General features: G+C 67.3%; 24 protein-coding genes. 11 read left to right on the plus strand and 13 right to left on the minus strand.

Annotated features, from left to right (window positions below; genetic code table 11):
* Positions 1-227 precede the first annotated feature (227 nt).
* The 8 genes from AC1D1G_RS03925 (at position 228) to AC1D1G_RS03960 (ending at position 7,362) form a co-directional block, all read left to right on the plus strand.
* Entirely contained in the window at positions 228-1,274 is a 1,047-nt protein-coding gene (locus AC1D1G_RS03925; RefSeq protein WP_283330493.1) for an ABC transporter permease, read from the plus strand.
* Positions 1,271-2,218: an ABC transporter permease gene (locus AC1D1G_RS03930; protein WP_283352955.1), complete on the plus strand. Its 948-nt coding sequence runs from the start codon at positions 1,271-1,273 to the stop codon at positions 2,216-2,218. Before AC1D1G_RS03925 ends, AC1D1G_RS03930 begins: the two co-directional genes overlap by 4 nt.
* A 1-nt stretch (position 2,219) precedes the next feature.
* Positions 2,220-3,035: an ABC transporter ATP-binding protein gene (locus AC1D1G_RS03935; protein WP_283352954.1), complete on the plus strand. Its 816-nt coding sequence runs from the start codon at positions 2,220-2,222 to the stop codon at positions 3,033-3,035.
* Complete coding sequence (locus AC1D1G_RS03940; protein WP_283330490.1) at positions 3,032-3,889, plus strand: ATP-binding cassette domain-containing protein; 858 nt, start codon at positions 3,032-3,034, stop codon at positions 3,887-3,889. The genes AC1D1G_RS03935 and AC1D1G_RS03940 overlap by 4 nt, the downstream gene beginning before the upstream one ends.
* Positions 3,889-4,845, plus strand: a complete 957-nt coding sequence (locus AC1D1G_RS03945; protein ID WP_283330489.1) for an aldo/keto reductase — start codon at positions 3,889-3,891, stop codon at positions 4,843-4,845. The genes AC1D1G_RS03940 and AC1D1G_RS03945 overlap by 1 nt, the downstream gene beginning before the upstream one ends.
* Positions 4,846-4,859: 14 nt before the next feature.
* On the plus strand, positions 4,860-5,624 hold the full coding sequence (locus tag AC1D1G_RS03950) for an HpcH/HpaI aldolase family protein (RefSeq protein WP_283352953.1): 765 nt from the start codon (positions 4,860-4,862) through the stop codon (positions 5,622-5,624).
* 121 nt (positions 5,625-5,745) lie between these two features.
* Positions 5,746-6,318: a hemerythrin domain-containing protein gene (locus tag AC1D1G_RS03955; protein WP_283352952.1), complete on the plus strand. Its 573-nt coding sequence runs from the start codon at positions 5,746-5,748 to the stop codon at positions 6,316-6,318.
* A gap of 96 nt (positions 6,319-6,414) precedes the next feature.
* Positions 6,415-7,362 (plus strand): ScbA/BarX family gamma-butyrolactone biosynthesis protein, encoded by a 948-nt coding sequence (locus AC1D1G_RS03960; protein ID WP_317570218.1) that lies wholly within the window; start codon positions 6,415-6,417, stop codon positions 7,360-7,362.
* On the opposite strand, the gene AC1D1G_RS03965 is transcribed toward AC1D1G_RS03960, so the two are convergent.
* Complete coding sequence (locus AC1D1G_RS03965; RefSeq protein ID WP_477951286.1) at positions 7,359-8,006, minus strand: ScbR family autoregulator-binding transcription factor; 648 nt, start codon at positions 8,004-8,006, stop codon at positions 7,359-7,361. The genes AC1D1G_RS03960 and AC1D1G_RS03965 overlap by 4 nt on opposite strands.
* Before the next feature lie 35 nt (positions 8,007-8,041).
* Between AC1D1G_RS03965 and AC1D1G_RS03970 the strand changes: the two genes are divergently transcribed.
* Positions 8,042-9,019, plus strand: a complete 978-nt coding sequence (locus AC1D1G_RS03970) for an NAD-dependent epimerase/dehydratase family protein (protein ID WP_317570221.1) — start codon at positions 8,042-8,044, stop codon at positions 9,017-9,019.
* 107 nt (positions 9,020-9,126) lie between these two features.
* Complete coding sequence (locus tag AC1D1G_RS03975; RefSeq protein ID WP_283330483.1) at positions 9,127-9,918, plus strand: hypothetical protein; 792 nt, start codon at positions 9,127-9,129, stop codon at positions 9,916-9,918.
* Positions 9,919-9,927: 9 nt separating this feature from the next.
* Here AC1D1G_RS03975 and AC1D1G_RS03980 read toward each other — a convergent pair whose 3' ends face one another.
* From AC1D1G_RS03980 to hypA, 11 genes are all read right to left on the minus strand, one after another.
* Positions 9,928-10,182, minus strand: coding sequence for a HypC/HybG/HupF family hydrogenase formation chaperone (locus AC1D1G_RS03980; protein WP_283330482.1), 255 nt, complete (start codon positions 10,180-10,182; stop codon positions 9,928-9,930).
* 3 nt (positions 10,183-10,185) lie between these two features.
* Positions 10,186-10,698 carry a hydrogenase maturation protease gene (locus AC1D1G_RS03985; protein ID WP_280778935.1) on the minus strand — a complete coding sequence of 171 codons (513 nt, stop codon included), beginning with the start codon at positions 10,696-10,698 and terminating at the stop codon, positions 10,186-10,188.
* Positions 10,699-10,705: 7 nt separating this feature from the next.
* Positions 10,706-10,825, minus strand: coding sequence for a DUF6893 family small protein (locus AC1D1G_RS03990; protein WP_397517833.1), 120 nt, complete (start codon positions 10,823-10,825; stop codon positions 10,706-10,708).
* The gene (locus AC1D1G_RS03995) at positions 10,822-12,249 is read right to left on the minus strand and encodes a hypothetical protein (RefSeq protein ID WP_477951290.1); all 1,428 of its coding nucleotides are present in this window, start codon (positions 12,247-12,249) and stop codon (positions 10,822-10,824) included. The genes AC1D1G_RS03990 and AC1D1G_RS03995 overlap by 4 nt, the downstream gene beginning before the upstream one ends.
* Positions 12,246-12,893 carry a DUF6084 family protein gene (locus AC1D1G_RS04000; protein WP_283352946.1) on the minus strand — a complete coding sequence of 216 codons (648 nt, stop codon included), beginning with the start codon at positions 12,891-12,893 and terminating at the stop codon, positions 12,246-12,248. The genes AC1D1G_RS03995 and AC1D1G_RS04000 overlap by 4 nt, the downstream gene beginning before the upstream one ends.
* Positions 12,890-13,534, minus strand: a complete 645-nt coding sequence (locus AC1D1G_RS04005; RefSeq protein ID WP_283352945.1) for a DUF5947 family protein — start codon at positions 13,532-13,534, stop codon at positions 12,890-12,892. Before AC1D1G_RS04005 ends, AC1D1G_RS04000 begins: the two co-directional genes overlap by 4 nt.
* Positions 13,534-14,490, minus strand: coding sequence for a NifU family protein (locus AC1D1G_RS04010; RefSeq protein ID WP_283330479.1), 957 nt, complete (start codon positions 14,488-14,490; stop codon positions 13,534-13,536). The genes AC1D1G_RS04005 and AC1D1G_RS04010 overlap by 1 nt, the downstream gene beginning before the upstream one ends.
* A 10-nt stretch (positions 14,491-14,500) precedes the next feature.
* A complete protein-coding gene (locus AC1D1G_RS04015) occupies positions 14,501-16,294 on the minus strand; it encodes a nickel-dependent hydrogenase large subunit (RefSeq protein WP_005258616.1) in 1,794 nt (597 codons plus the stop codon).
* Positions 16,295-16,351: 57 nt separating this feature from the next.
* A complete protein-coding gene (locus tag AC1D1G_RS04020; RefSeq protein ID WP_005244678.1) occupies positions 16,352-17,407 on the minus strand; it encodes an NADH-quinone oxidoreductase subunit B family protein in 1,056 nt (351 codons plus the stop codon).
* Between the two features lie 160 nt (positions 17,408-17,567).
* A complete protein-coding gene (hypB, locus tag AC1D1G_RS04025; protein ID WP_477951295.1) occupies positions 17,568-18,377 on the minus strand; it encodes a hydrogenase nickel incorporation protein HypB in 810 nt (269 codons plus the stop codon).
* Positions 18,378-18,382: 5 nt separating this feature from the next.
* A complete protein-coding gene (gene hypA, locus AC1D1G_RS04030; RefSeq protein WP_005244680.1) occupies positions 18,383-18,712 on the minus strand; it encodes a hydrogenase maturation nickel metallochaperone HypA in 330 nt (109 codons plus the stop codon).
* A gap of 141 nt (positions 18,713-18,853) precedes the next feature.
* Between hypA and AC1D1G_RS04035 the strand changes: the two genes are divergently transcribed.
* Positions 18,854-20,116, plus strand: coding sequence for an ATP-binding protein (locus AC1D1G_RS04035; protein WP_283330477.1), 1,263 nt, complete (start codon positions 18,854-18,856; stop codon positions 20,114-20,116).
* A 39-nt stretch (positions 20,117-20,155) separates the two neighbouring features.
* On the opposite strand, the gene AC1D1G_RS04040 is transcribed toward AC1D1G_RS04035, so the two are convergent.
* Entirely contained in the window at positions 20,156-21,304 is a 1,149-nt protein-coding gene (locus AC1D1G_RS04040) for an acetyl-CoA C-acetyltransferase (RefSeq protein WP_280778942.1), read from the minus strand.
* Positions 21,305-21,308 lie beyond the last annotated feature (4 nt).

Below are 21,308 nucleotides of genomic sequence, written 5' to 3' on the forward strand. Positions count from 1 at the left end.
CCACCAGGCGATGTGATCGCCGGCACAACCGAACTCTACTCAGAGTTGCTTGAGATGCGCAAGATGCCGGCAAAGACTTGCGCACAACGCGCATTAGTGCGATTGTGAGCTGAGTTACAAACGAAGCTGCTGTACCCGACACGCCGCGGTGTCGACACCTCCATCGCCGGCGTTATCGAAAGGTCGACGATGACCCCTCACGCAGACACCGAACGGCCGGTGACCTCATGACGCAGCACGCCGCCGACACGGCATTTGCAGCCCAGCCCACCGGCTCGGCATCACCGGCTCCCCGCCGGACCCCGACCTCCCGTGTCCCGAAAGTGCTGACCGCGGCCATGCCCCGCTACGTCGCAAAACGCCTCGCACAGAGCGCGCTGGCCGTCTTCCTGACACTGACCACCGTGTTCGTCCTCATCCGGATGGCGCCCGGCGACCCCGCCTACTCGATGGCCGGCCCGCTGGCCAGCACCGAGGATCTGGCCAGGATCAGGGCGGACATGGGCCTCGACCAGTCCGTGTTCACCCAGTACCTGCTGTATCTCCGCGGCCTGATCCACCTCGATCTCGGCACCTCGTACTCGTTCCAGGCGCCCGCCTTCGACGTCGTCCTCGCCCGGCTGCCGTACACGATCACCCTGTCCGTCGCGGCGATCGTGCTCACGACGCTGGTGGCCATCCCGCTGGGCGTGTGGATGGCCCGCCGCGCCGACACGAGGCGCGAACTCGGGGCCAACGTCGTCACGATCGCCGGTCAGTCCATGCCCGACTTCTGGACCGGACTGATGCTCATCACCCTGTTCGCGGTCCTGATCCCCATTTTTCCCGCAGCCGGATTCACGACCTGGTCCAGCCTGGTGCTGCCCACCGTGACCGTGGCCGTCCTGCAGATCGCCCTGATCTCCCGCATGGTCCGCCGCGAGATGGTCGGCGCGTTCACCTCGCCGTACATGACCGTGGCCCGCTCGCGGGGAGTCCCGGAGCGGGAACTCATCTGGCGGTACGCCCTGCGGAATTCCGCGATCCCGGTGCTGACCGCTCTCGGCACCCGGTTCGCGTCCATGCTCAACGGCGTCGTCGTGGTCGAGGTCGTCTTCGCGTGGCCCGGCGTGGGATCGCTGGTCGTGCGTGCACTCGAGACGAGGGACTACCCCCTCATCCAGGCCACCGTACTGGTGACCGCGGTGCTCGCCGTCCTCGTCCAGCTTCTCGTCGATCTCTGCTATCCGCTTCTCGACCCGCGCGTCCGACTCGGAAAGGGAACGAGTAAATGACCACCGTCATCGATCCCCCGGCGCAGGAGCGGCCCAGCGCCGTCACCACCCGGGACATCGCACGGGCCGGTGCCACCCGCCGCGCCCGCGACAGCCGCGTGAAGATCTGGGTGGGCACCATCTGCGCGCTCGCCGTCATCGCGCCCGTCGCACTGGCGCAAGTGCTTCCCCTGCCCTCTCCGGACGCGACCGACCTCGCCCAGCGACGCCTGCCACCGCTCACGGACGGGCACCTCTTCGGGACCGACCAGCTCGGCCGCGACCTCCTCTCCCGCGTCCTCTACGGCGGACAGGTGTCGCTGACGATCGGAGTTCTCGCGGTCGTCGTATCCGGCCTGATCGGCCTGTGTCTCGGCGCACTGGCCGGATACCTCGGCGGCTGGACGGACACCGTCGTGAGCAGGCTGATCGAGGCCCAGCTGTCGCTGCCGCTCCTCATGATGCTGCTGCTCGTCGTCGCCCTGTTCGGCCCGTCGATCCCGGTCATCACGTTCGTCATCGCGATCGCCCAGTGGCCGGAGATCGCCCGGTTGACCCGCTCACTCGTGCTCGTCGAACGCGAGAAGCCGTATGTGGCGGCCTCCCGGGTACTCGGACTCGGACGCACCGCCATCCTGTTGCGCCACGTGATCCCCAACATCATCAAGCAGGCGTCCCTCGTCGTCCTGCTGCTGCTCGCGCAGGCCGTGCTCCTCGAGAGCGCACTGAGTTACCTCGGCGCGGGACCGCAACGCCCCTTCGCCACCTGGGGCCGGATCATCTCCGACGGCCAGGACTACATCACCACCTCGTGGTGGCTCGTGACCCTCCCCGGCCTCGTCATCGTGCTGCTCGTGATCGGCGTGAACCTGCTCGGCGACGGGCTTCGCGACCGCCCGGCGAGGTCGCCGGAGAAGCGCCGCGGGCTCCTGCACCGGATCTCGCTGCGGAAGGAAGAGGCCTGACATGGGGAACCTCCTCAGAGTCGACGAACTGCAGATCGAACTCATCACCGCCCGGGGCGTCATCCGCGCAGTCGACGGCGTGTCCTTCTGCATCGACGCCGGCGAAACCGTGACCATCATCGGTGAGTCGGGGTCGGGTAAATCGACCACCGCGATGGGCATCCTCGGTCTGCTGCCCGACGACCTCGCCGTCCTCTCGGGTGCGGTGCGGTTCAAGGACTGCGACATCCTCGGACAGAAGAAGGCGCTCGCGAAGGTCCGGGGACGGCACATCGCCCTGATCCCGCAGGATCCGATGACAGCGCTGAGCCCGGTGCACACCATCGGGTCCCAGCTTCGGGAGGCGGTGCGCCACAGCGGCATCACCGGAAAGTCGAAGGAAACCGCGCGGGCCGTGGAACTCCTCGAGCAGGTGCGGATCCAGAATCCGGCGGGACAACTCGGGAAGTACCCGCACCAGCTGTCCGGCGGAATGCTGCAGCGCGTACTGATTGCCTGCTCGCTCGCGTCGGGTCCCGAACTGATCGTCGCCGACGAACCCACCAGCGCCCTCGACGTGACCGTGCAGGCGAGCATCCTCGACCTGCTGCTCGAACTGCAAGAGCGCACCGGCGTCGGAATGCTCGTCATCACACACGATCTCGGCGTCGCCCGCTTGATGTCCGACCGCATCAACGTCATGAAGGACGGCCGGTTCGTCGAGAACGGCGGAGCCGAAGACCTCGTTCTCCATCCTCGCAGCGCCTACACCAAGAAGCTGCTCGACGCCGTGCCGCGGCTCGGCGACTACACCACGACCGTAGGAGCATCGACATGAGTGCACCGCTACTGTCCGTCGAAGATCTCGTCGTCGAATACCCGGTCCCCGACGGTGTGTTCCGCGCGGTCGACACCGTCAGCTTCTCCGTGGACAAGGGTGCGACGCTCGCCGTCGTCGGTGAGTCGGGGTGCGGAAAGTCGACCATCGCGAAGGCGATCGTCCGGCTACTCACCCCCACGTCCGGCCGCATCCTCGTGGACGATGTCGATATCGCACAACTGTCGGAGAAGGCGCTGCGCCCCTTCCGGTCTCGCGTGCAGATGGTCTTCCAGGACCCGTACGGATCGCTCGACCCGCACCTGACCGCCATCGACATCGTCGGCGAACCGCTCCGCCTCCAGGGCGTCCGGAGCAGGTCCGAGCGGGCCCGCAGGGCCGCGGCGCTGATCGATCAGGTCGGCCTGCCCACCACGGCGCTCCACCGTCGGCCCGCCGAGTTCTCCGGCGGTCAGCGGCAACGCATCGGTATCGCCCGGGCTCTGGCGAGCGGACCGGAACTCCTCGTGTGCGACGAGGCCACCAGCGCGCTCGACGTGTCGGTGCAGGCTCAGGTGCTCGACCTCCTCCGCGAGATCCAGCACGACACCGGTCTGACCTACGTCTTCATCTCCCACAACCTCGGCGTCGTCCGCGAGATCAGCGACACCGTGATCGTCATGTCCCGCGGACAGGTGGTCGAAAGCGGTTCCACCACCGACGTTCTCGAACGACCCGCCGAGCCGTACACCCAGGCCCTCCGCGCCGCCGCACTGGATCCGACCACCATGGTCGGGATCAAACCCCGTCACATCGTCTCGCGCCCACCCGGCGCAACCGAGGTTCCCCGAACCGTATCCCGAGGAGTAGCTTGATGCCCGAACTCGACCTGACCTCACTCGTTCTCGGCACGATGACCTTCGGCGACACCGTCGACTTCGACGGTGCCGCCGCAATGGTCGACGCCGCGCTCGACGCCGGCATCACCCATGTCGACACCGCCAACGGCTACGCCGGCGGAGAGTCCGAACGCATCCTCGCCCGACTGCTGGGCACGCGTCGCGACCGGATAACCCTCGCCACCAAAGCGGGAATGCCGCACCCCGACGCGGGCGACAACTCTCCGCTGTCTCCCGCGGGCCTCCGGGCGAGCGTCGAGGCGAGCCTGAAGAGACTGGACACCGACTACGTCGACCTGTTCTATCTCCATCAGCCCGACCGGGCCACACCCCTCGCCGACACTCTCTCCACCGTCGCCGATCTCGTGTCGGAGGGCAAGATCCGCGCCCTCGGTGTCTCCAACTTCGCGGCCTGGCAGATCGCCGAACTGAACCACACCGCCGACGCCGTCGGCGCACCCCGCCCGATCGTGGCCCAGCAGTTGTACAACCTGCTGGCCCGCCGGATCGAGGAGGAGTACGTCGAATTCGCCGCGGTCACCGGACTGGTCACAATGGTCTACAACCCACTCGGCGGCGGTCTCCTCACCGGGCGTCACTCATTCGACGCCCAGCCTGCCGATGGACGCTTCGGTGATTCACGATTGGCGCAGATGTACAAGGAGCGGTACTGGAACACCGCGATCTTCGATGCGATCACGCAGTTGTCCGTGATCGCCGACAAGGCCGGGATCCCGCTCACCGAACTGGCTCTGCGCTGGCTCGTGTCCAAGCCGGCGGCGGGGCCGATCCTTCTCGGCGGATCCAAGGTCGCGCACCTGCAGTCGAATATCGCCGCTGTCGCGAAGGGCACACTCGACGACGAACTGATCGACGCGTGCGACGAAGTGGGCAGCGCCCTGCGCGGACCCATGCCCAACTACAACCGCTAGGAGATATCGCCCTCATGAGCGCCCAGGAATTCGCCGCCCGCCTCCGCGGCCGGGAACGGATCGTCGGCTATTGGTCCGTGATCGACAGCCCGGTGTCGACGGAATGGCTCGCCCACGTCGGCTGGGACTACATCGCCCTCGACCTCCAGCACGGCCTGATCGGATACTCCGGCATGGTCGCGGGACTCACCGCCATCGATGCCTCAGGCTCAACGGTCGGCATGATCCGGGTCGAGTCGAACGATCCGACGCCGATCGGCCGGGCACTCGACGCCGGCGCGGCAGGAGTGATCGTTCCACTGGTGAATACGGCAGAGGAAGCTGCCCGAGCCGTTGCTGCCGCCACGTACCCCCCTGCCGGCGTTCGCTCGTACGGGCCGATGCGCTCACAACTGCGGATCGGCCCGACCCCGGCGGATGCCAACCGCGACACGGTCGTCGTCGTGATGATCGAGACGCCGCAGGGTCTGGCGAATGTGGAAGAGATCTGCGCCGTCCTCGGACTCGACGGGGTCTACGTCGGGCCGTCCGACCTTCGCCTCGCCGTGGGTGGTGCGCACCCGAACGATCCGACCGTCGACGACGAGTTCGAGGCGGCCGTGGCCCGCGTCCGTGAGGCTGCCGCGGCAGCAGGCATCGCGGCGGGCATCCACACCCCCGACGGTGCGGTAGCGGCTCGGCGACTCGCGGAGGGATACACGTTCGCGACGGTCGCTTCCGACCTCACCCATCTCAAAGCCGCCTCTGCCGCGCACCTCAAAGCCGCGACCGGGGAATGACAGGCGCTCCGCGCCCGTGCGCCTTTTTGGTTGTTCGCGCTACCAAAAAGGCGCACGGGCGGCGAAGCCGCCTGATTCTGGATTCCTTGCCCGAGGAAGAGATGCAACGAAGGATCGAATCATGCCTGACATCATCGAGTTGATTTTCGACGACCACGAGTGGTTCCGACGACAGTTCGCCGCACTGGACGAACTGAAGGCTCGACGCCGGGTGGACATCACTGCCGTCGAGGCGGTGTGGACCCCGTTGGCGAAACGCTTGGATCTGCACGCTGCAGCCGAAGAGGAAATCTTCTATCCCCAGCTTCTCCGCATCGGCGAGGAGGACGCCGAGGAAGAAACCCTCGACGCGATCGGGGACCACAACGACATCCGCGACGGTGTCCGAGCCGCGGCGGGATACCCCATCCTCTCCGAGGAGTGGTGGGCGGAAGTCGGCCGAACGCGCCGGGCCAACGACGAGCACATGGCCGAGGAGGAACGCGAGGGGCTGGCAGATTTCCGGACCGCCCCGGCAGAACTTCGCGAGTCGCTCGGGCGACGCTTCGCCGAATACTTCCTCGTTCACCGTTCCACGAAAGATGTGGACACCTCGGACAAAGATCCGCAGGAGTACGTCCGGGAGGTCGAGGAGGAACTCGACGAGGACAGCAGCGCGGGGTCGCTTCGGATCGGAAGCTTGAAGGGCCGGTAACGACGCACTCCCCACATCACAGACCGCGCGGTCTGTGTTCTATAGTTCGGCGGGTCCGCGGCATCGGGCCGACCGGTTCTGTGGGGAGATGGGGTTGTGGCGCGAGTTTCCCGTCCGGTGCCCGATGCGCTTCCCCCGATGTCGTTCGAGCGGACCGTGCCGCGCAGGTACGTCCATCGCCAGTCCGTGGCCGAGGTCTTCCTCACCGACTGTGTGTCGCTACCGGGACCGGATCGGTTCGTGCTCGCCGCGCAGTGGCCCCGCCTGCACGGCTTCTACCGCGCCCGGGGTGGGCGCTACGACACCATGCTGCTGGCGGAAACGCTCCGGCAGACCGCGATCTACCTGGGACATACCCGCTTCTCCGTTCCGCTGCCGAACCGGTTCGTCATGCAGCACCTCCGGGTGCAGGCGGTGCCCGGCGCGCTCGAGGTGGGCGCCGCGGCAGCCGACGTGATCGTCGAGGTCGCTGTGTCCGAGCACGTGTACCGCGGTGGGGCGCTGTCCGCCTTCCGGGTGGACCTGCGGTTCCGGCTCGGCGGACAGGACGTGGGCACCGCGACGGGTCATGCAGCAGTGTTTCCGCCGGCCGCGTACTCGCGGGCCCGGTGGGGTGAGCACGGACCGCGGTCGATCGGGGCGCCGTGGTGTCCCGTACCCGCCCCGGCGGGGCTGGTCGGTCACGTCGACGACGCGCACGTCGTCCTGGGTCCCCGGTGTTCCGAGAACGAGTGGGAGTTGCGGATCGACGACGCGCACCCCGTGCTGTTCGACCATCCGTGTGATCACATTCCCGGGATGCTGATGCTCGAGGTATTCCGGCAGGCCGCCTGCGCCCGGCTCGACGTGCCGGAAGCGCACCTCGTTTCGCTGGGCGCCACGTTCCACCGTTTCGCCGAACTCGACGAGCGGGCCACGATCCGGCTGGACGTGGTGGACGACGGCGCGCTGTCGATCCGCGGATCGTTGGTACAGGGCGGAGTGGCGGTCGTGCGAGGCACCGCGGCGCTGGCCCCTACCGCGGTGAGCGCATGCGCGCGCTAGTCGGCGTCGTCGGGTGTCCAGCGGGCCCGGCGGATCCGGGCGATGTCCTGATGCCGGGTCGCGGGCATGATCCCGGGGAGCAGGAAACCCCACATGTCGTCGACACGTTGTTCGAGGTCCGTGCGCTGCGTCAACACCTGGGAGACGGTCTGGACGCCGGTGAAGGCGCCGATGACGAACCGGGCCAACCTCGGCGGGTCGATGTCCGCGAGGAGATCTCCCTGCTCGACGGCCCGCGTGGCGAGCATCTCGCAACTGTTGATCCAGTCGAGATAGGGGTCGGCGGGGCCCTGGTCGTCGGCGCTGAGTTCGAGGGTGATCCGGATACCGGCCCGCACGATCGGGTCGTTCACGATCTGCCGGGCCATCTCGTGGCAGAGCATCACGATCTGCTCGATCGCCGACACCTGCTCGCGGCCGATCGCCTCGACCGACGCGATGGAGATCCGGTGCTGCTCACCGATGATGAATCGTGCCAGGTCCTCTTTCGAGCGGARATGGAAGTACAAGGCCCCCTTCGTGATTCCGGCGTTCTCGACGATGTTGCCGAGTCTGGCTCCTTCGAACCCCGACTTCTCGAACATCTCCGCCGCCCCGCGGACGATCTGCTGTCGGGTCGCCGCAGCACGCGCCTGCTGAACCACGTTCACACCTTTCCCTGCCGCACGAGAGAAGAACGATGACGATGAAAGCGCGGACTACGCGCCCATTGCCCGGAGAGACGGTACCAGCGTCGACCGCGACCGCCCGCGGTCGAACACGTTCCACGCCGGTCCGTGTCGCGGTGGTGGGGGCCACGGGCTTCGTCGGATCGGCCACCGTGACGGCACTGGCGTCGGCCGGAATCCAGTGCACCGCGGTGGCGCGCACACCTCCACACACCGACATTCCGGGCGTCGTGTCGGCCCGGGCGGATCTGACCGATCCGGCGAGCCTCGAAACAGCGCTCACCGGCGCCGATGTCGTGATCCATGCCGCCTCCTATACCGGGAACGACCCGGCGCACTGCGTCGCCGTCAACGTCGCGGGCACCGAGAATCTGCTTGCCGCCGCGGCCCGGAACGGCATCAGCCGGGTGATCTACGTCAGCACCATCGGCGTGTACGGGTCCGGACCGCACAGCGGAATCGGCGAGTACGAGGCCACGCCCGCACCCGTCTCGGCGCTGAGCGCGAGCAGGCTGGCCGCCGAACACCGCGTCCTCGAACGGGGTGGTTGCGTCGTCCGGCCCGGCTTCGTCCACGGCCCCGGCGACCGCTGGTTCGTCCCCGGCTTCATCCGGATCGTCGAGACGTTGGGGGCCTGGGTCGACGAGGGACGATCCCGGATCTCGATCATCGCGGTGAACGACCTCGCCCGACTCCTCGCCGCCCTCGCCGCGCAGTACCCCGCACGCAACGGCGAGGTGTTCCACGCCTGCCACCCCGACCCGGTGACCGTCCGCAAACTCGGGCAGGCACTCGCGGACTCGGGCCGCCTCCGTTTGCCCGCCACGAGTCTCACCTTCGACGACGCGGTGACCGCCGGCGCCCGGCACGGTCTCACCGAACGACATCTCGACCTGATCGGCCGCGACCACTGGTACGACCCCACCCGCCTGTGGACCGCCACGGCTGCGACCGTCGGTCACGGTCCTTTGGACCACTTCCCGGCGTGACGTCCGTCGACGAGTCCAGGGACGAACACCCAGTCTTCGTCCGCCGTCCGCGAGCGGGGTGTATACCCGGATAGAGGATGATTTCCCCCACCTGACGGAGTGTCGAGATGGCCCTTCTCGCCGAGATCGTCGTGGACACCGAAGGCGACAGCCGGGTAGTGGTCCTGTTTCCCATGATGTGGTTGTTCTTCGCGGTCCTGGTCACGTTCGTCGTCACCCGGACCATCACCCGCCGTATCCGGTCGCGGTCGGGAGCGGCGCCCACGGACGACGGCGCGGAGTCGGGGGGCGGGCTGATCAACGACATCACCGTCGGCGGAGTGCACCTGCACCACCAGGTCTTCGGGATCCTGTTCATGACGCTGGCCGGGCTGGCACTGATCGCCACCACCCCGGAGGGCACTGCGCTCAACGTGTTCGCCGCCCTCTTCGGAGTGGGCCTCGCACTCACCTTCGACGAGTTCGCGCTGTGGGTGCACCTCGACGACGTGTACTGGAGCACGTCCGGCCGGAAGTCGGTGGACGCGATCTTCTGCGCGCTCATGATCACCGGTCTTATGATCGGCGGCGCCGAACTCGTGACCGGCCGGATCGGCACCCCGGAGTGGTGGTCGTCGATCGGCTATCTGGCCATCTCTCTCGCCATCTCGGTGATCTGCATGCTCAAGGGCAAGTTCGTCACCGGGATCGTGGGGATCGTGTTCCAGCCGGTGGCGATCATCGGCGCCATCCGCCTCGCCAAACCCGACTCCTGGTGGGCGATGCGCCGCTACCCGAACAAACCGCGCCGGATGGCCCGTGCCCGGTCACGATTCGGCGAGCGCTACCACGCCCGCTGGAACCGGGCACGCGACTTCGTCGCCGGACCACCGGACGTCCGTGAGGCCGGGATGCGGTGATCTGCGCCGTCAGTCGTCGTCGGCCGTCCGCGACCGCCCCATCATCTCCAGCCCGGCCATCGCCTTCTCGGCGCCCGCCTCGTCCACCTTCTCCATGGCGAAACCCATGTGGATGACGATCCAGTCGCCCGGTTCCAGGCGGACGTCCTCGGGCAGCATGCCGACGTTCACCTTGCGCTGTTCGCCGACGACGTCGACGAGCGCGAGTTGATTGCCGTAGCCCTCCAACATGCGCACCACCTGACCGGGAATACCGAGACACATGATTCAGCCCTCCGTCCCGTCCGGTTGCAGCGTTGCCGCGGAGTCGGACTCCAGCAGTTGATCCACGATCTCGAACACCATGCCGACGGCCGGTCCTACGGCGGCCTCGACCCGCGGTGAGAGCCCGATTCCCTCGCCGGTGTTCGCCACCTGGCAGCCGAGGACCACGGTCCGCGGCAGGGTTCCGCCGAGCGCGCGTAGGCTCCCGAACACCGCCCCCGGATCCATGCTGTGCGCGTCCAGCGGCGCAACCGGGACGGAATCGGGTCCCACCTCGAACGCCCTCAGCGCACCGGGCTCTCCGCGGCCGGGCACCGCATCCACCAGCAGCAGGGCGCCCCACCCGTCGAGCAACTCGTAGGCCAGATGCGTTCCACGAATGCCGAAGTCGACGGCGCGGACGCCCGGCGGCAGCGACCTCGTCGCGACCCCGCGCAGCACCTCGGGTCCGAAACCGTCGTCGCCGAAGAAGATGTTGCCCACACCGGCAACCAGAACCCGCCTGCCCACCGTCACGTGCGTCTCACATTTTCCGGATACGCAGATATCGCCTGATGTCGGGTATCGCGATGACGGCGATCGCGACACCCGCGACCGCAACCAACGCCAGAGCCGCGGTGGTCATCTCTCCGAGAATCTTCATGGCTGTCCATCCTTTCCGGTGTCTGCCGAGACCGGCTCCACCTCGTCCGGGGCGAAGTACAGGTACCGTCCGTACCACTCGTGCAACTCCGACGCAGGGTCGTCCTCCAGCACGACGCCGACGTGGGTGCCACCGTCGACGTCGGCGTGCACGGTCACCACGCGAGCCAGCTGTCCCGCGAAGAACAGGTCCTGGGCGTCGGCGCGCCGCGACGGGTGGATCCGCACGACAGTGCCCTTCGCCACCCGGACGCCGTTCACGATCACGCCGTCGACGTCGGGGCGAACGGCTGTGTCGGCGTCCGGATCCCACCACGGCGTGTCGTCGGTCAGTTCCGGGACGAGACCCATGTCGGGGAGGCCCGGGTCCGGGAGGTGCGGATCTCGGAGGATGCCGTGCATCTGGGCGAGCGTCGCCGGCGACATCTGGTCGCACCGGTCGATGATCTGGGCGGCGAGCGGGTCGGTGGCGCGGGCCTGTCGCTTCTCCTCCTCGGTGAGGGTCATGACGCGCAGTGTGAGGATCTCGTCGATCTCGGTGGCGTCGAACAGTGCCCCGTCGCTCTGCTCGGCCACCTCGGGGTGGTCGTACAGGATGATCGGCGACACCAGGACGAGGTCCGTCTCCCCCGGCAGCCCGGCCAGCACCGGGTAGCACCGTTCGTGCGCGCACGTGCCCGCGAGTTGCTCCGCCTCCGCGGGAGGTTCGAGGAGTGAGACGAACTCGGTGTTCTCGGCCGCCAGGATCAGATGGGCGCCGATCAGCGACTGCCGGATCGCCGAATCCTTGCCCCAGACTCCCGCGTCCCGCGGTTCGGTGTCCCAGCCGGCGGCGTCTTGCGCGGTGGTCACGTTCTCGACCGACACCCGCACCCGGTTCAGCCCGTCGACGCCGTCGCTGCCCACCGTCACGACGGCGTGTGCGGGCCACCGGGTGCGCACCACCCGGCCGGCGAGGGATCCGTCCTCGCCCCGCAGTTCCTCCACCTCCGTGCCGCCGTCGATGTGGACGTCGAGGTTGCGTTCGCCCGGCCACTCCGCGGGGCGCAGGATGCCGAGATCGAATTCGCGCTCCACCGCCTCGTCCCAGCTGAGCCAGCTCGCGCCCGCGACGGTCAGTTCGTCGACGGGAACGAACTCCGCCGAGTCCGCCACCGCGCGTTCGATGCTGCGCACCTGAAGCTGCAGGAATCGGAGGGTGACGTTCACCCCCGCTCCGGTGCCTGCCCGCATCAGGGTCTGACAGGACATGCGCGGTTCCTCGCCGACCCCCGACTTCGCCGCACCCGACGGTCCGAGGACGCCGAACTGCCACCGCGACTGATTCTTCGACGAACTCGCACGATACGGATACAGCAGGTAGCCCTCGTACAGGACCGCGTCGGCCACGGCACGTACTCGCTGCAGGGACGCCGGGGAGATCATGCGATCACCTCCCCGGCTCCCTGCAGCAGGTCCGAAATGGCGACGTCCAGTCCGATCAGACCGTGCGCCGCCTTGTAGCGCGCCAGCGCGGCGAGCGTGTCGTGGTCGAGGCGCACCCACCCCGTGTTCGGGTAGTGCGCCCGAACCAGTTCGCGCCACACGCCGACCGGCAGGTCGTAGGTCGACTCGCGGTCCCACGGGATCCGTTCCACCCCGAAACCGGCGACGCCGCGGGTGAAGACCGTCCCGCTGAACAGGAACACCAGCGGCACCGTCGACCCGGCCTCGTCCAGGGCGTGCAGATACTTCGAGGCCGTGACCTCGAAGTCGTACGTGCACGGCAGCGGCAACTCCACCACACTCGACCCGGTGAACCCCTGGGCCACGGTGCTGGTCTGCATCCATTGGAAGGGTTTGAGCGTGGCCGTCCACCGCTCGCGGGGCCCGAACAGATCGAGGAGGCCCTCCGCCTCACCGTCCGTGTAGCGGCGGCGTTGCGGGTCGATACGGACCTGGCACCGGACGGCCATCGCGTGCACGGCGGCACCGCTGGACTCCGTCACCTCAACTCGCGCAGTGAGATTCGGCGCAACCGCGAACGGTTCCGGGAACACGTCCTCCACGTGGAACGACAATTCGGTCACGTCGGCTCCTTCGCGACGCGACTGCGCGCACGCACCGTCTCGAAGAACGTGTCGATGACCCGGCGGGCGTCCTGGCCGCCGTCGAATCCCCGCCACACCTGCCGCAATTCGCCCACCAGCTGGTAGCAGGCGTCGATTGGGACGAGGTAGCACTCGGGGTCGCCGCCACCGTGTTCGGGGACCCGCAGCAGCAACGCCTCCGTGTCGGCGGACAGCCCGCCGAGCACCGGGTTGGCCGCGAGGACGCCGTCCCAGGCGTCGAGGGGCAGCTCCGACTCGGTGGCGCCTGCCGGACCGGGATAGAAGGCGACGGTCTTGGCCAGCAAGGAGTTCCGGAACACGAAGGCGAGCCCGACGGGGATCTCCAGTTCATCCCAGCGACCCGGTGCGAGTTCGAAGTCGGGGAACGACAGGTAGCGTTCCGGGACGGCCCGGAAGCGCAGTTCGGCGCTCTCGTCGGTGAACAGCAGGTAGCACCCACGGCACACGCACATCAGTTGCCGGTCCTGAACGTTCACGACGTGCTGATGCGCGTCGGCGATCGGCACGGCGCACATGTCGCACCGTTCCCCGACCACCGGTGCGGGCCGCTCGGACGCGATGCGCTGCAGGATGCGCAGCCCGTTCCCTGACGGGCTCATCACGCCACCTCCGCGGCGGGCACCGCGACGGACACGACCCCGTCACGCACGAGGACCGGCAGCGGCGAAAGCGGTTCGGCATCGGCGTCGCCGTCCAGGCGGAGGCCCGCCCGGCGCGGGTCGAAGTGTGCCCGGCACGACGGACAGCGCAGCACCGCGTCCCCCACCTGCCCGCCCGCCTTCCGTTGCAGCGTGGCCCCGGCCAGCGAGTTGGTGCAGGCGGCGCAGCGGTCGCGGTAGGCGAACAACTGCTCCCCGATCCGGCACACCAGAATCGGGAGCCCGGCCACGGAGAATCCGGCCACCTCACCGGGCGCGAGGTCCTCGAGTTCGGGCACCGACACCCATGTCCCGGTGCCACTCGATCCGTCGGACCCGTCCGGATGAACATGGGAGAACAGTGATTCCGCGGCAATCAGCCCGGACCCGGCCGCGGGGGTGGCACCCACCACCTCGATATCCACGGTCTCCGGTGCGGCGGCCAGCACGGCGTCCTTGACGGCGAGTTCCAACGTCACCGCCGAGGACGGACAGCTCTGACAACTGCCGGTCAGCCGAAGCCGCACCACACCCTCCACCACGCCGAGCAGTTCGACGTCGCCGCCGTGGGAGCCCAGATAGGGGCGCACACTGTCGAGTGCTGTCGCGACCCTCGTCTCGACGTCGTGCGGATGGAGTCCGTTCACCAGCAGCAGACTGGCCACGAGTTCGTCGGCGGCGAGTCGTTCGACGAGGTCGTCGTCGCGTTCACCGATGATCTCGAGGACACGCTGCAGCCCGGCGCCGTAGAGTTCGACCACCTCGCGGACCAGTTGCTCGGCGCGCTCACGTGCCACCGAGCCGCCTGTCGAACTCGCGTCCAACAGGCTGTCGATCCTCTCGCCGGCTGTCCGCCACCGATCGGGGTCGTCTCCTACTTCGTCACTCCCCCACGTCTCCGATCCGCCACTCTCCATGCGTACCTCGTCACTCGCCGGTCACGGACTGGGTGGGCGAATGCAGCTTCTCCAGCGTCTTTCCCTCGCCGAGATACATGTGCACGCCACAGGGCAGGCAGGGATCGAAACTGCGGACGGTCCGCATGATGTCGATGCCCTTGAAGTGCTCCCGATCGTTCTCCTCGAAGATCGGCTGACCCTGCACCGCGTCCTCGTACGGCCCCGGCGTACCGAAGCTGTCGCGGGGATTGGCGTTCCATGGGGTCGGCGGATACGGGTGGTAGTTCGCGATCTTGCCATCGCGAATGACCATGTGGTGCGACAGGACTCCGCGCACCGCCTCCGTGAAGCCGCAGCCGATGCCCTCGTCGGGGACCTCGAACTTCTCCCACGTCTTCGTGTGCCCGGCCCGGATCTCGGCGAGCGCCTTCTCCGCGAAGTGCAGCGCACACGCCGCCGCGTACGCCTGGAAGTAGGTCCGCGCCCGGTCACGCTCGATCGTGTTGCTGCCGTACTGCGGGATCTTCCATTCGAACTCGACCGGGCCCTTCAGCGCGGTCTTCGGCAGGTTGATCTTCACGCTGTGACCGGTCGACTGCACGTACCCGATGTCGACGAGGCCCGCGAGGGCGGTACTCCAGAGTCGGGCCAACGGCCCGCCGCCGGTGTCCAGCGCGAGATGGTCGGTGCCGTCGAACCACCGCGGCGACATCACCCAGCTGTACTTGTCTTCCATGTCGCGTTTCTGCGGGTGCGGGTTGGTGTGCTGGTTCCACGGATGCCTGCGGTCGACCGGGTTCCCGAGCGGATCGTTCTTCACGAACATCTCCTGGTCGGTCCAGTCGTCGTAATACGAACTGCCCAGCAGGATTCGGATACCCAGATTGATGTCGACGAGGGACGTCGTGATCAGTTTGCCGTCCACCACGATGCCGGGCGTGACGAACATGGCCCGTCCCCACTTCTCCATGTCCTTGTAGGAGAAGTTGCACACCGCGGGATCCTGGAAGGACCCCCAGCAGCCGAGGAGCGTCCGGCGCAGGCCGACCTTCTCGTAGCCGGGCATCGCCTCGTAGAAGAAGTCGAACAGGTCGTCGTGCATGGGGACGACCTTCTTCATGAACTCCACGTAGCGCATCAGACGCGTCGTGTAATCGGTCATCAACTGGATCGTCGCGACCGTGCCCACGCCACCCGGATACAGGGTGGACGGATGGACGTGCCGACCTTCCATGAGGCAGAACATCTCTCGCGTCCACCGGCTGACCTGCAACGCCTCCCGATAGAACTCGCCGGTGAACGGGTTGAGCGAACGCATGATGTCGGCGATGGTCTTGTAGCCGTGCTCGCCGGCGTGCGGCGCCTCCGTCTTCTCGGCCTGCGCGAGCACCCCCGGATTGGTCTCGGAGACCATCTTCTCGCAGAAGTCCACACCGACGAGGTTCTCCTGGAAGATGTTGTGGTCGAACATGTATTCCGCGGCCTCGCCGAGGTTGACGATCCACTCGCCGATGTGCGGGGGCTGCACGCCGTAGGCCATGTTCTGGGTGTAACACGAACACGTCGCATGGTTGTCACCACAGATGCCGCAGATGCGGCTGGTGATGAAGTGGGCGTCGCGCGGGTCCTTACCCTTCATGAAGATCGAATAGCCGCGGAAGATCGACGAGGTGCTGTGGCACTCCACGACTTCCTTCTGCTTGAAATCGATTTTCGTGTAGATGCCCAGGCTGCCCACGATGCGCGTGATCGGATCCCACGCCATCTCGACCAGGCCGTCGGATTCCGACTTGTGCGAAGGTTCCGGAATGATCGTTGTCATCGACGTACCTCTCAGTGTTCGAGGCCGGCGGACTACCGCCCGAGACCCCGAGCGGGACTACCAGGTGCGTGTGGCGCCCGTGGTCAGTTTCGTACCGCGACTGCGCCAGTGCGGCTCTTTGTCCAAGGTGGTCTTGGTGATCTTGCGGAGACTCCGAATGGCGGATCCGTACAGTCCGGACGCCGCAGTGGAGATCTTGCCGCCCGGCGGTTCGTCCATGAACGGCATGAACTTGTCCGGGAATCCCGGCATCGTGCACCCGATGCAGATACCGCCCACATTCGGGCACCCACCGACACCGTTGATCCAGCCCCGCTTCGGGACGTTGCACTTGACGACCGGACCCCAGCACCCCAGCTTCACGATGCACTTGGGCGAGCCGTACTCGGTGGCGAAATCACCCTGCTCGTAGTAGCCGGCGCGGTCGCAGCCCTCGTGCACCGTCGCCCCGAACAGCCACTGCGGACGCAGAGCGTCGTCGAGCGGAATCATGGGCGCCTGCTCGGTGGCCATGTAGAGGAGATACGTCAGCGTCTCCGACAGATTGTCCGGTTGGATCGGGCAGCCGGGAACACAGACGATCGGGATGCCCGCCTTCGACTTCCAATCCCAGCCGAGATAGTCGGGAACGCCCATCGCACCGGTCGGGTTACCCGCCATCGCGTGGATACCGCCGTATGTGGCGCACGTCCCGGCCGCAACGATCGCCGTCGCCTTCGGAGCGAGACGATCGAGCCATTCACTCGTCGTCACCGGCTGACCGGTCTCGGGATTGTTGCCGAAACCGCACCAGTAGCCCTCGTCGTGAAGTTGCTCGTTCGGGATGGAACCCTCCACCACCAGGACGAACGGTTCGAGCTCGCCGCGATCCGCCTTCCAGAACCACTCCAGGAAGTCGTCGGCGCCGCCCTCGGGGCCGTTCTCGAAGTCGATCAGCGGCCAGTGAACGGCCACTTTGGGCAGGCCCGGCAGGGCTCCCAGAGCAATCTCCTCGACACTGGGCTGCGTCGCAGCCGTCAAGGCCACCGAATCGCCGTCGCAACTGAGTCCCGCATTGATCCACAGCACGTGAATCAGGGTGTCCTCGGCGTTGATTGCTTCCTGTGTCGGCATATCAGGTCGCTTTCCGGAGTGAACACAACTCCTGTCGCCACCGGAGTCGACCGTCGGCCCACCTGTGTGGCGCTGATATTTATTTAGCTCCGCCGTCGAGCGGATGTCAACGGTCCTCGGCGCGTCGCACCGGGCAGTTCGACCCCGTCGTGTAGGGGCGTCATTGCTTCGCAATCCAGTCGTACCACTGCGCAATGCCCTGACCCGTCGTCGCCGACAACGTGATCACCTGCAGGTCGGGGTTCACCGACCGGGCGTATTTCGTGCAGAGATCGACGTCGAAGTCCACGTACGGCAACAGGTCCGCCTTGTTCACGATCACCAGGTTCGCCGCCGCGAACATGTGCGGATACTTGAGCGGCTTGTCCGTCCCCTCGGTCACCGAGATCACCACCACCCGGCTCTTCTCACCGAGATCGAACAGTGCCGGACAGACGAGGTTCCCCACGTTCTCGACGAACAGCAGCGAGTTCGGCTCGGGGTCGAGGGCGGTCAGAGCGTCCCGCATCATCTCCGCGTCAAGGTGACATCCCGCGCCCGTGTTCACCTGCACCACAGCACATCCCGTCGCCTTGATGCGGTTGGCGTCGAGCATCGTCTCCTGGTCGCCCTCCACCACCGAGACGCGTCGCTGCCCACCGATGTCGGCGATGGTGCGTTCGAGCAGCGTCGTCTTCCCCGATCCCGGCGAGCTCATCACGTTCAGCGCGAGCACCCCACGTCCGGCCAGCCAGCCCCGGTTGCGCTCCGCAGTGAGGTCGTTCTTCGCCAGCACCTTCTGCTCGAGGGTCACCGTCTCGGTCGCCTGCTCGTGGGGGTGTTCGTGAGTATGCGGGTGCTCGTGGTCATGCGGGTGGTCGTGCGGGTGGTCGTGGTCGTGCGGGTGGTCGTGCTCGTGGTCGTGCGGGTGCTCGTGGGGCACCGTGATCCTGGTTCCGGTCTCGTCTCCGCATCCACAGGTGGCACACATTTGCGTCAGCTCACTTCCATAGAGAGGATTCGTAGTTCCCGACCCGACGTGACCTCCACGTCCGCACTTCCGCACGGGCACAGCAACACCAGGTCCGTGAGCGCGAAATCCTCGCCGCACTCACGGCAGTGCGCACCGCCCGGGGTGTGGTCGATGTCGAGACGGGCACCGTGCGCGACGGTCCCTTCGGTGACCAGTTCGAAACAGAACTGCATCGAATCGGCGACCACGGCCGTCAACGCCCCCACCTGTACGCGCACACTGTGGACCGTCCGTCCCGCGGCGGTCTCGCAGACGGCGTCGACGACGCTCTGGGTGATTGCCAACTCGTGCATCACGGCCCCGTTCAGGACTCGTCACCTGTGGATTCGAGCGTAGCGCTTCGCGGCCCGTGAGTACTTATTAACCGCGGGCGGTTAATAAGTACTCCCGGCAGACGTAGTCTGAGGATCCGCCATCCACTTCAGGGAGGGCGCATGGACGCCTGGACCATCCGAGACTTCGAACCGGAGGATCTCGAGGCTGTCGTGCGCATGGACAGCAGTTCCACCACCACGGACCAACTGCCCCTGTTCGCACTCTCGGACGTGGTGGGGAGTCTGTTGAACCGTCACCCCGCGGTCGTCGCGACGAGGGACGGGCACATCATCGGGACGGCGGTCGCTCGCGTCGACGAGGACCGCGCCTGGGTCATGCGGATCTCCCTCGATCCCGAATGGCGTGGGCAAGGGCTCGGCAGCGCCCTGTTGTCGCAGCTCGAGCACCGGCTCCTCGCCAGAGGAGTGCGACGGGTGGCCGCCCTCCTCCCCGAAGGGGAGACCGGTGCCACCGCGCTGAGCAATTCCGGATTCACCGCCCGCAGCGGAGTCACGTACTACGAGAAACTCGGGACGGTGTCGCCCCGCACGGCCGGGGTCCTGGCGACGCTCGGCGGCGCGGTACCGCCCGCCGGACTGTGGAAACAGGTCGCCGGCATGACGCGGGAGAAATCGCTGATCGAACGCAAGATCGTGCTCCCGCTGTCGCGGCCCGCGCTGGCCGCCGACCACGGCGTGGCACCGCCGCGCGCCGTGGTCCTGTTCGGACCACCGGGAACCGGGAAGACGACGTTCGCGCGTGCCATCGCCAGCCGGCTCGGCTGGCCGTTCGTCGAGCTGTTCCCGTCGCGGCTCGCGGCCGGCGAGAACGGTCTCGCCGCCGGTCTCGGGGAGGCGTTCACGTCGATGGGCGAACTCGAGCACGTCGTCGTCTTCATCGACGAGGTGGAGGAGGTGGCGGCGCGGCGCCGGCCCGGATCGCAGTCCGTAGGGGTGGTGAACGAACTGCTGAAGTCGATCGTCCACTTCCGTGAACGCGGCGGACGGTTGCTGGTGTGCGCCACCAATTCCGTTCGTGCACTGGATGATGCGTTCCTACGTCACGGACGTTTCGACTACGTGCTGCCGATCGGCGCGCCCGACGCGGAGGCCCGGCACGCCCTGTGGGAGCGCTACCTCGGCAACGAGCAGGTCGACGTGTCCGCCCTCGTCGCCGCGACCGAGGGCTACACGCCCGCCGACGTCGCGCACGCGGCACGGACCGTTGCGCAGGCGACGTTCGAGTGCAGCGTCGACTCGGGTGGACGCTGCCATGCCGGCACCCAGGACTACCTGGACGTGATCGGCACGGTGCGTCCCACCCTCACCGCCGAGATGATGCAGGCGTTCACGGAGGACATCGCCGGTCACGCCCGCACCTGACCTGTGAGTTCTTGTTAACCGCCCGCGGTTAACAAGTACTCACAGGCGTTCGATGATGGTGGCGTTGGCAGTGCCGCCGCCTTCGCAGATGGTCTGCAGACCGTAGCGGCCTCCGGTGCGCTCGAGTTCGTTGAGGAGGGTGGCCATCAGCTTAGTGCCGGTCGCGCCGAGTGGGTGGCCGAGGGCGATCGCGCCGCCGTTGACGTTGACCTTCGCCGGGTCGGCGCCGATCTCCTTGATCCATGCGAGGACGACCGGCGCGAAGGCCTCGTTGATCTCGATCAGGTCGATGTCGTCGATGCTCAGGCCCGTCTTTTCCAGCGCGTAACGCGTGGCCGGGATCGGGGCGCTGAGCATGAAGATCGGGTCGGCGCCCCGGGCGCTGAGATGGTGGATGCGGGCACGGGGAGTCAGGCCGTACCTCTCGACCGCTTCCGGTGAGGCCAGCAGCACCGCACTCGCACCGTCGGAGATCTGGCTCGCGACTGCGGCCGTGAGACGTCCCCCGTCGGTGAGGGTCTTCAGCGCCGCCATCTTCTCGAGGCTGGTCTCGCGGGGACCCTCGTCCGTCGTCACGTCACCGAACGGGACGATCTCGCGGTCGAAGCGACCTTCGGCGATGGCCGTCCGCGCCCGCTCGTGGCTCTGCAACGCCCAGCGCTCGAGTTCCTCGCGGCTGATGTCCCACTTGTCCGCGATCAGTTCGGCGCCGTTGAACTGCGACACTTCCTGGTCGCCGTAGCGTTCCGTCCAGCCCGTCGATCCGCCGAACGGGGTGTCGAATCCGTACTGCTGACCGACCATCATCGCCGAGGCGATCGGGATCTGGCTCATGTTCTGCACACCGCCTGCGACGATCAGGTCGGCGGTGCCGCTCAGGATCGCCTGCGCACCGAAGTGCACGGCCTGCTGACTCGACCCGCACTGCCGGTCCACCGTGACGCCCGGGACCTCTTCCGGGTAGCCGGCAGCCAGCCACGCGGTGCGGGCGATGTTGCCCGCCTGCCCGCCGATCGCGTCGACGCAACCGAAGACGACGTCATCGACACCGGCCGGGTCGATGCCCGTGCGCTCGACGAGGGCCTTGATGACGTGCGCGCCCAGGTCGGCGGGATGCACGCCGGACAGGCCGCCGTTCTTCTTGCCGATCGGTGTGCGGACGGCGTCGACGATGTAGGCCTCGGTCATGTGA

The organism is Rhodococcus sp. P3_B8, assembly GCF_056402775.1.

What these genes read in the sequence shown, in the direction of transcription:
- AC1D1G_RS04020 (WP_005244678.1), bottom strand. Translation starts at nt 17,407, where the DNA reads ATGCCGACACAGGAAGCAATCAACGCCGAGGACACCCTGATTCACGTG.
- AC1D1G_RS03990 (WP_397517833.1), bottom strand. Translation starts at nt 10,825, where the DNA reads ATGAAGATTCTCGGAGAGATGACCACCGCGGCTCTGGCGTTGGTTGCG.
- AC1D1G_RS03995 (WP_477951290.1), bottom strand. Translation starts at nt 12,249, where the DNA reads ATGATCTCCCCGGCGTCCCTGCAGCGAGTACGTGCCGTGGCCGACGCG.
- AC1D1G_RS03940 (WP_283330490.1), top strand. Translation starts at nt 3,032, where the DNA reads ATGAGTGCACCGCTACTGTCCGTCGAAGATCTCGTCGTCGAATACCCG.
- AC1D1G_RS03925 (WP_283330493.1), top strand. Translation starts at nt 228, where the DNA reads ATGACGCAGCACGCCGCCGACACGGCATTTGCAGCCCAGCCCACCGGC.
- AC1D1G_RS03975 (WP_283330483.1), top strand. Translation starts at nt 9,127, where the DNA reads ATGGCCCTTCTCGCCGAGATCGTCGTGGACACCGAAGGCGACAGCCGG.
- AC1D1G_RS03970 (WP_317570221.1), top strand. Translation starts at nt 8,042, where the DNA reads ATGACGATGAAAGCGCGGACTACGCGCCCATTGCCCGGAGAGACGGTA.
- AC1D1G_RS04010 (WP_283330479.1), bottom strand. Translation starts at nt 14,490, where the DNA reads ATGGAGAGTGGCGGATCGGAGACGTGGGGGAGTGACGAAGTAGGAGAC.
- AC1D1G_RS03935 (WP_283352954.1), top strand. Translation starts at nt 2,220, where the DNA reads ATGGGGAACCTCCTCAGAGTCGACGAACTGCAGATCGAACTCATCACC.
- hypA (WP_005244680.1), bottom strand. Translation starts at nt 18,712, where the DNA reads ATGCACGAGTTGGCAATCACCCAGAGCGTCGTCGACGCCGTCTGCGAG.
- AC1D1G_RS03955 (WP_283352952.1), top strand. Translation starts at nt 5,746, where the DNA reads ATGCCTGACATCATCGAGTTGATTTTCGACGACCACGAGTGGTTCCGA.
- hypB (WP_477951295.1), bottom strand. Translation starts at nt 18,377, where the DNA reads ATGTGTGCCACCTGTGGATGCGGAGACGAGACCGGAACCAGGATCACG.
- AC1D1G_RS04035 (WP_283330477.1), top strand. Translation starts at nt 18,854, where the DNA reads ATGGACGCCTGGACCATCCGAGACTTCGAACCGGAGGATCTCGAGGCT.
- AC1D1G_RS04005 (WP_283352945.1), bottom strand. Translation starts at nt 13,534, where the DNA reads ATGAGCCCGTCAGGGAACGGGCTGCGCATCCTGCAGCGCATCGCGTCC.
- AC1D1G_RS03930 (WP_283352955.1), top strand. Translation starts at nt 1,271, where the DNA reads ATGACCACCGTCATCGATCCCCCGGCGCAGGAGCGGCCCAGCGCCGTC.
- AC1D1G_RS03945 (WP_283330489.1), top strand. Translation starts at nt 3,889, where the DNA reads ATGCCCGAACTCGACCTGACCTCACTCGTTCTCGGCACGATGACCTTC.
- AC1D1G_RS04015 (WP_005258616.1), bottom strand. Translation starts at nt 16,294, where the DNA reads ATGACAACGATCATTCCGGAACCTTCGCACAAGTCGGAATCCGACGGC.
- AC1D1G_RS03950 (WP_283352953.1), top strand. Translation starts at nt 4,860, where the DNA reads ATGAGCGCCCAGGAATTCGCCGCCCGCCTCCGCGGCCGGGAACGGATC.
- AC1D1G_RS04040 (WP_280778942.1), bottom strand. Translation starts at nt 21,304, where the DNA reads ATGACCGAGGCCTACATCGTCGACGCCGTCCGCACACCGATCGGCAAG.
- AC1D1G_RS03980 (WP_283330482.1), bottom strand. Translation starts at nt 10,182, where the DNA reads ATGTGTCTCGGTATTCCCGGTCAGGTGGTGCGCATGTTGGAGGGCTAC.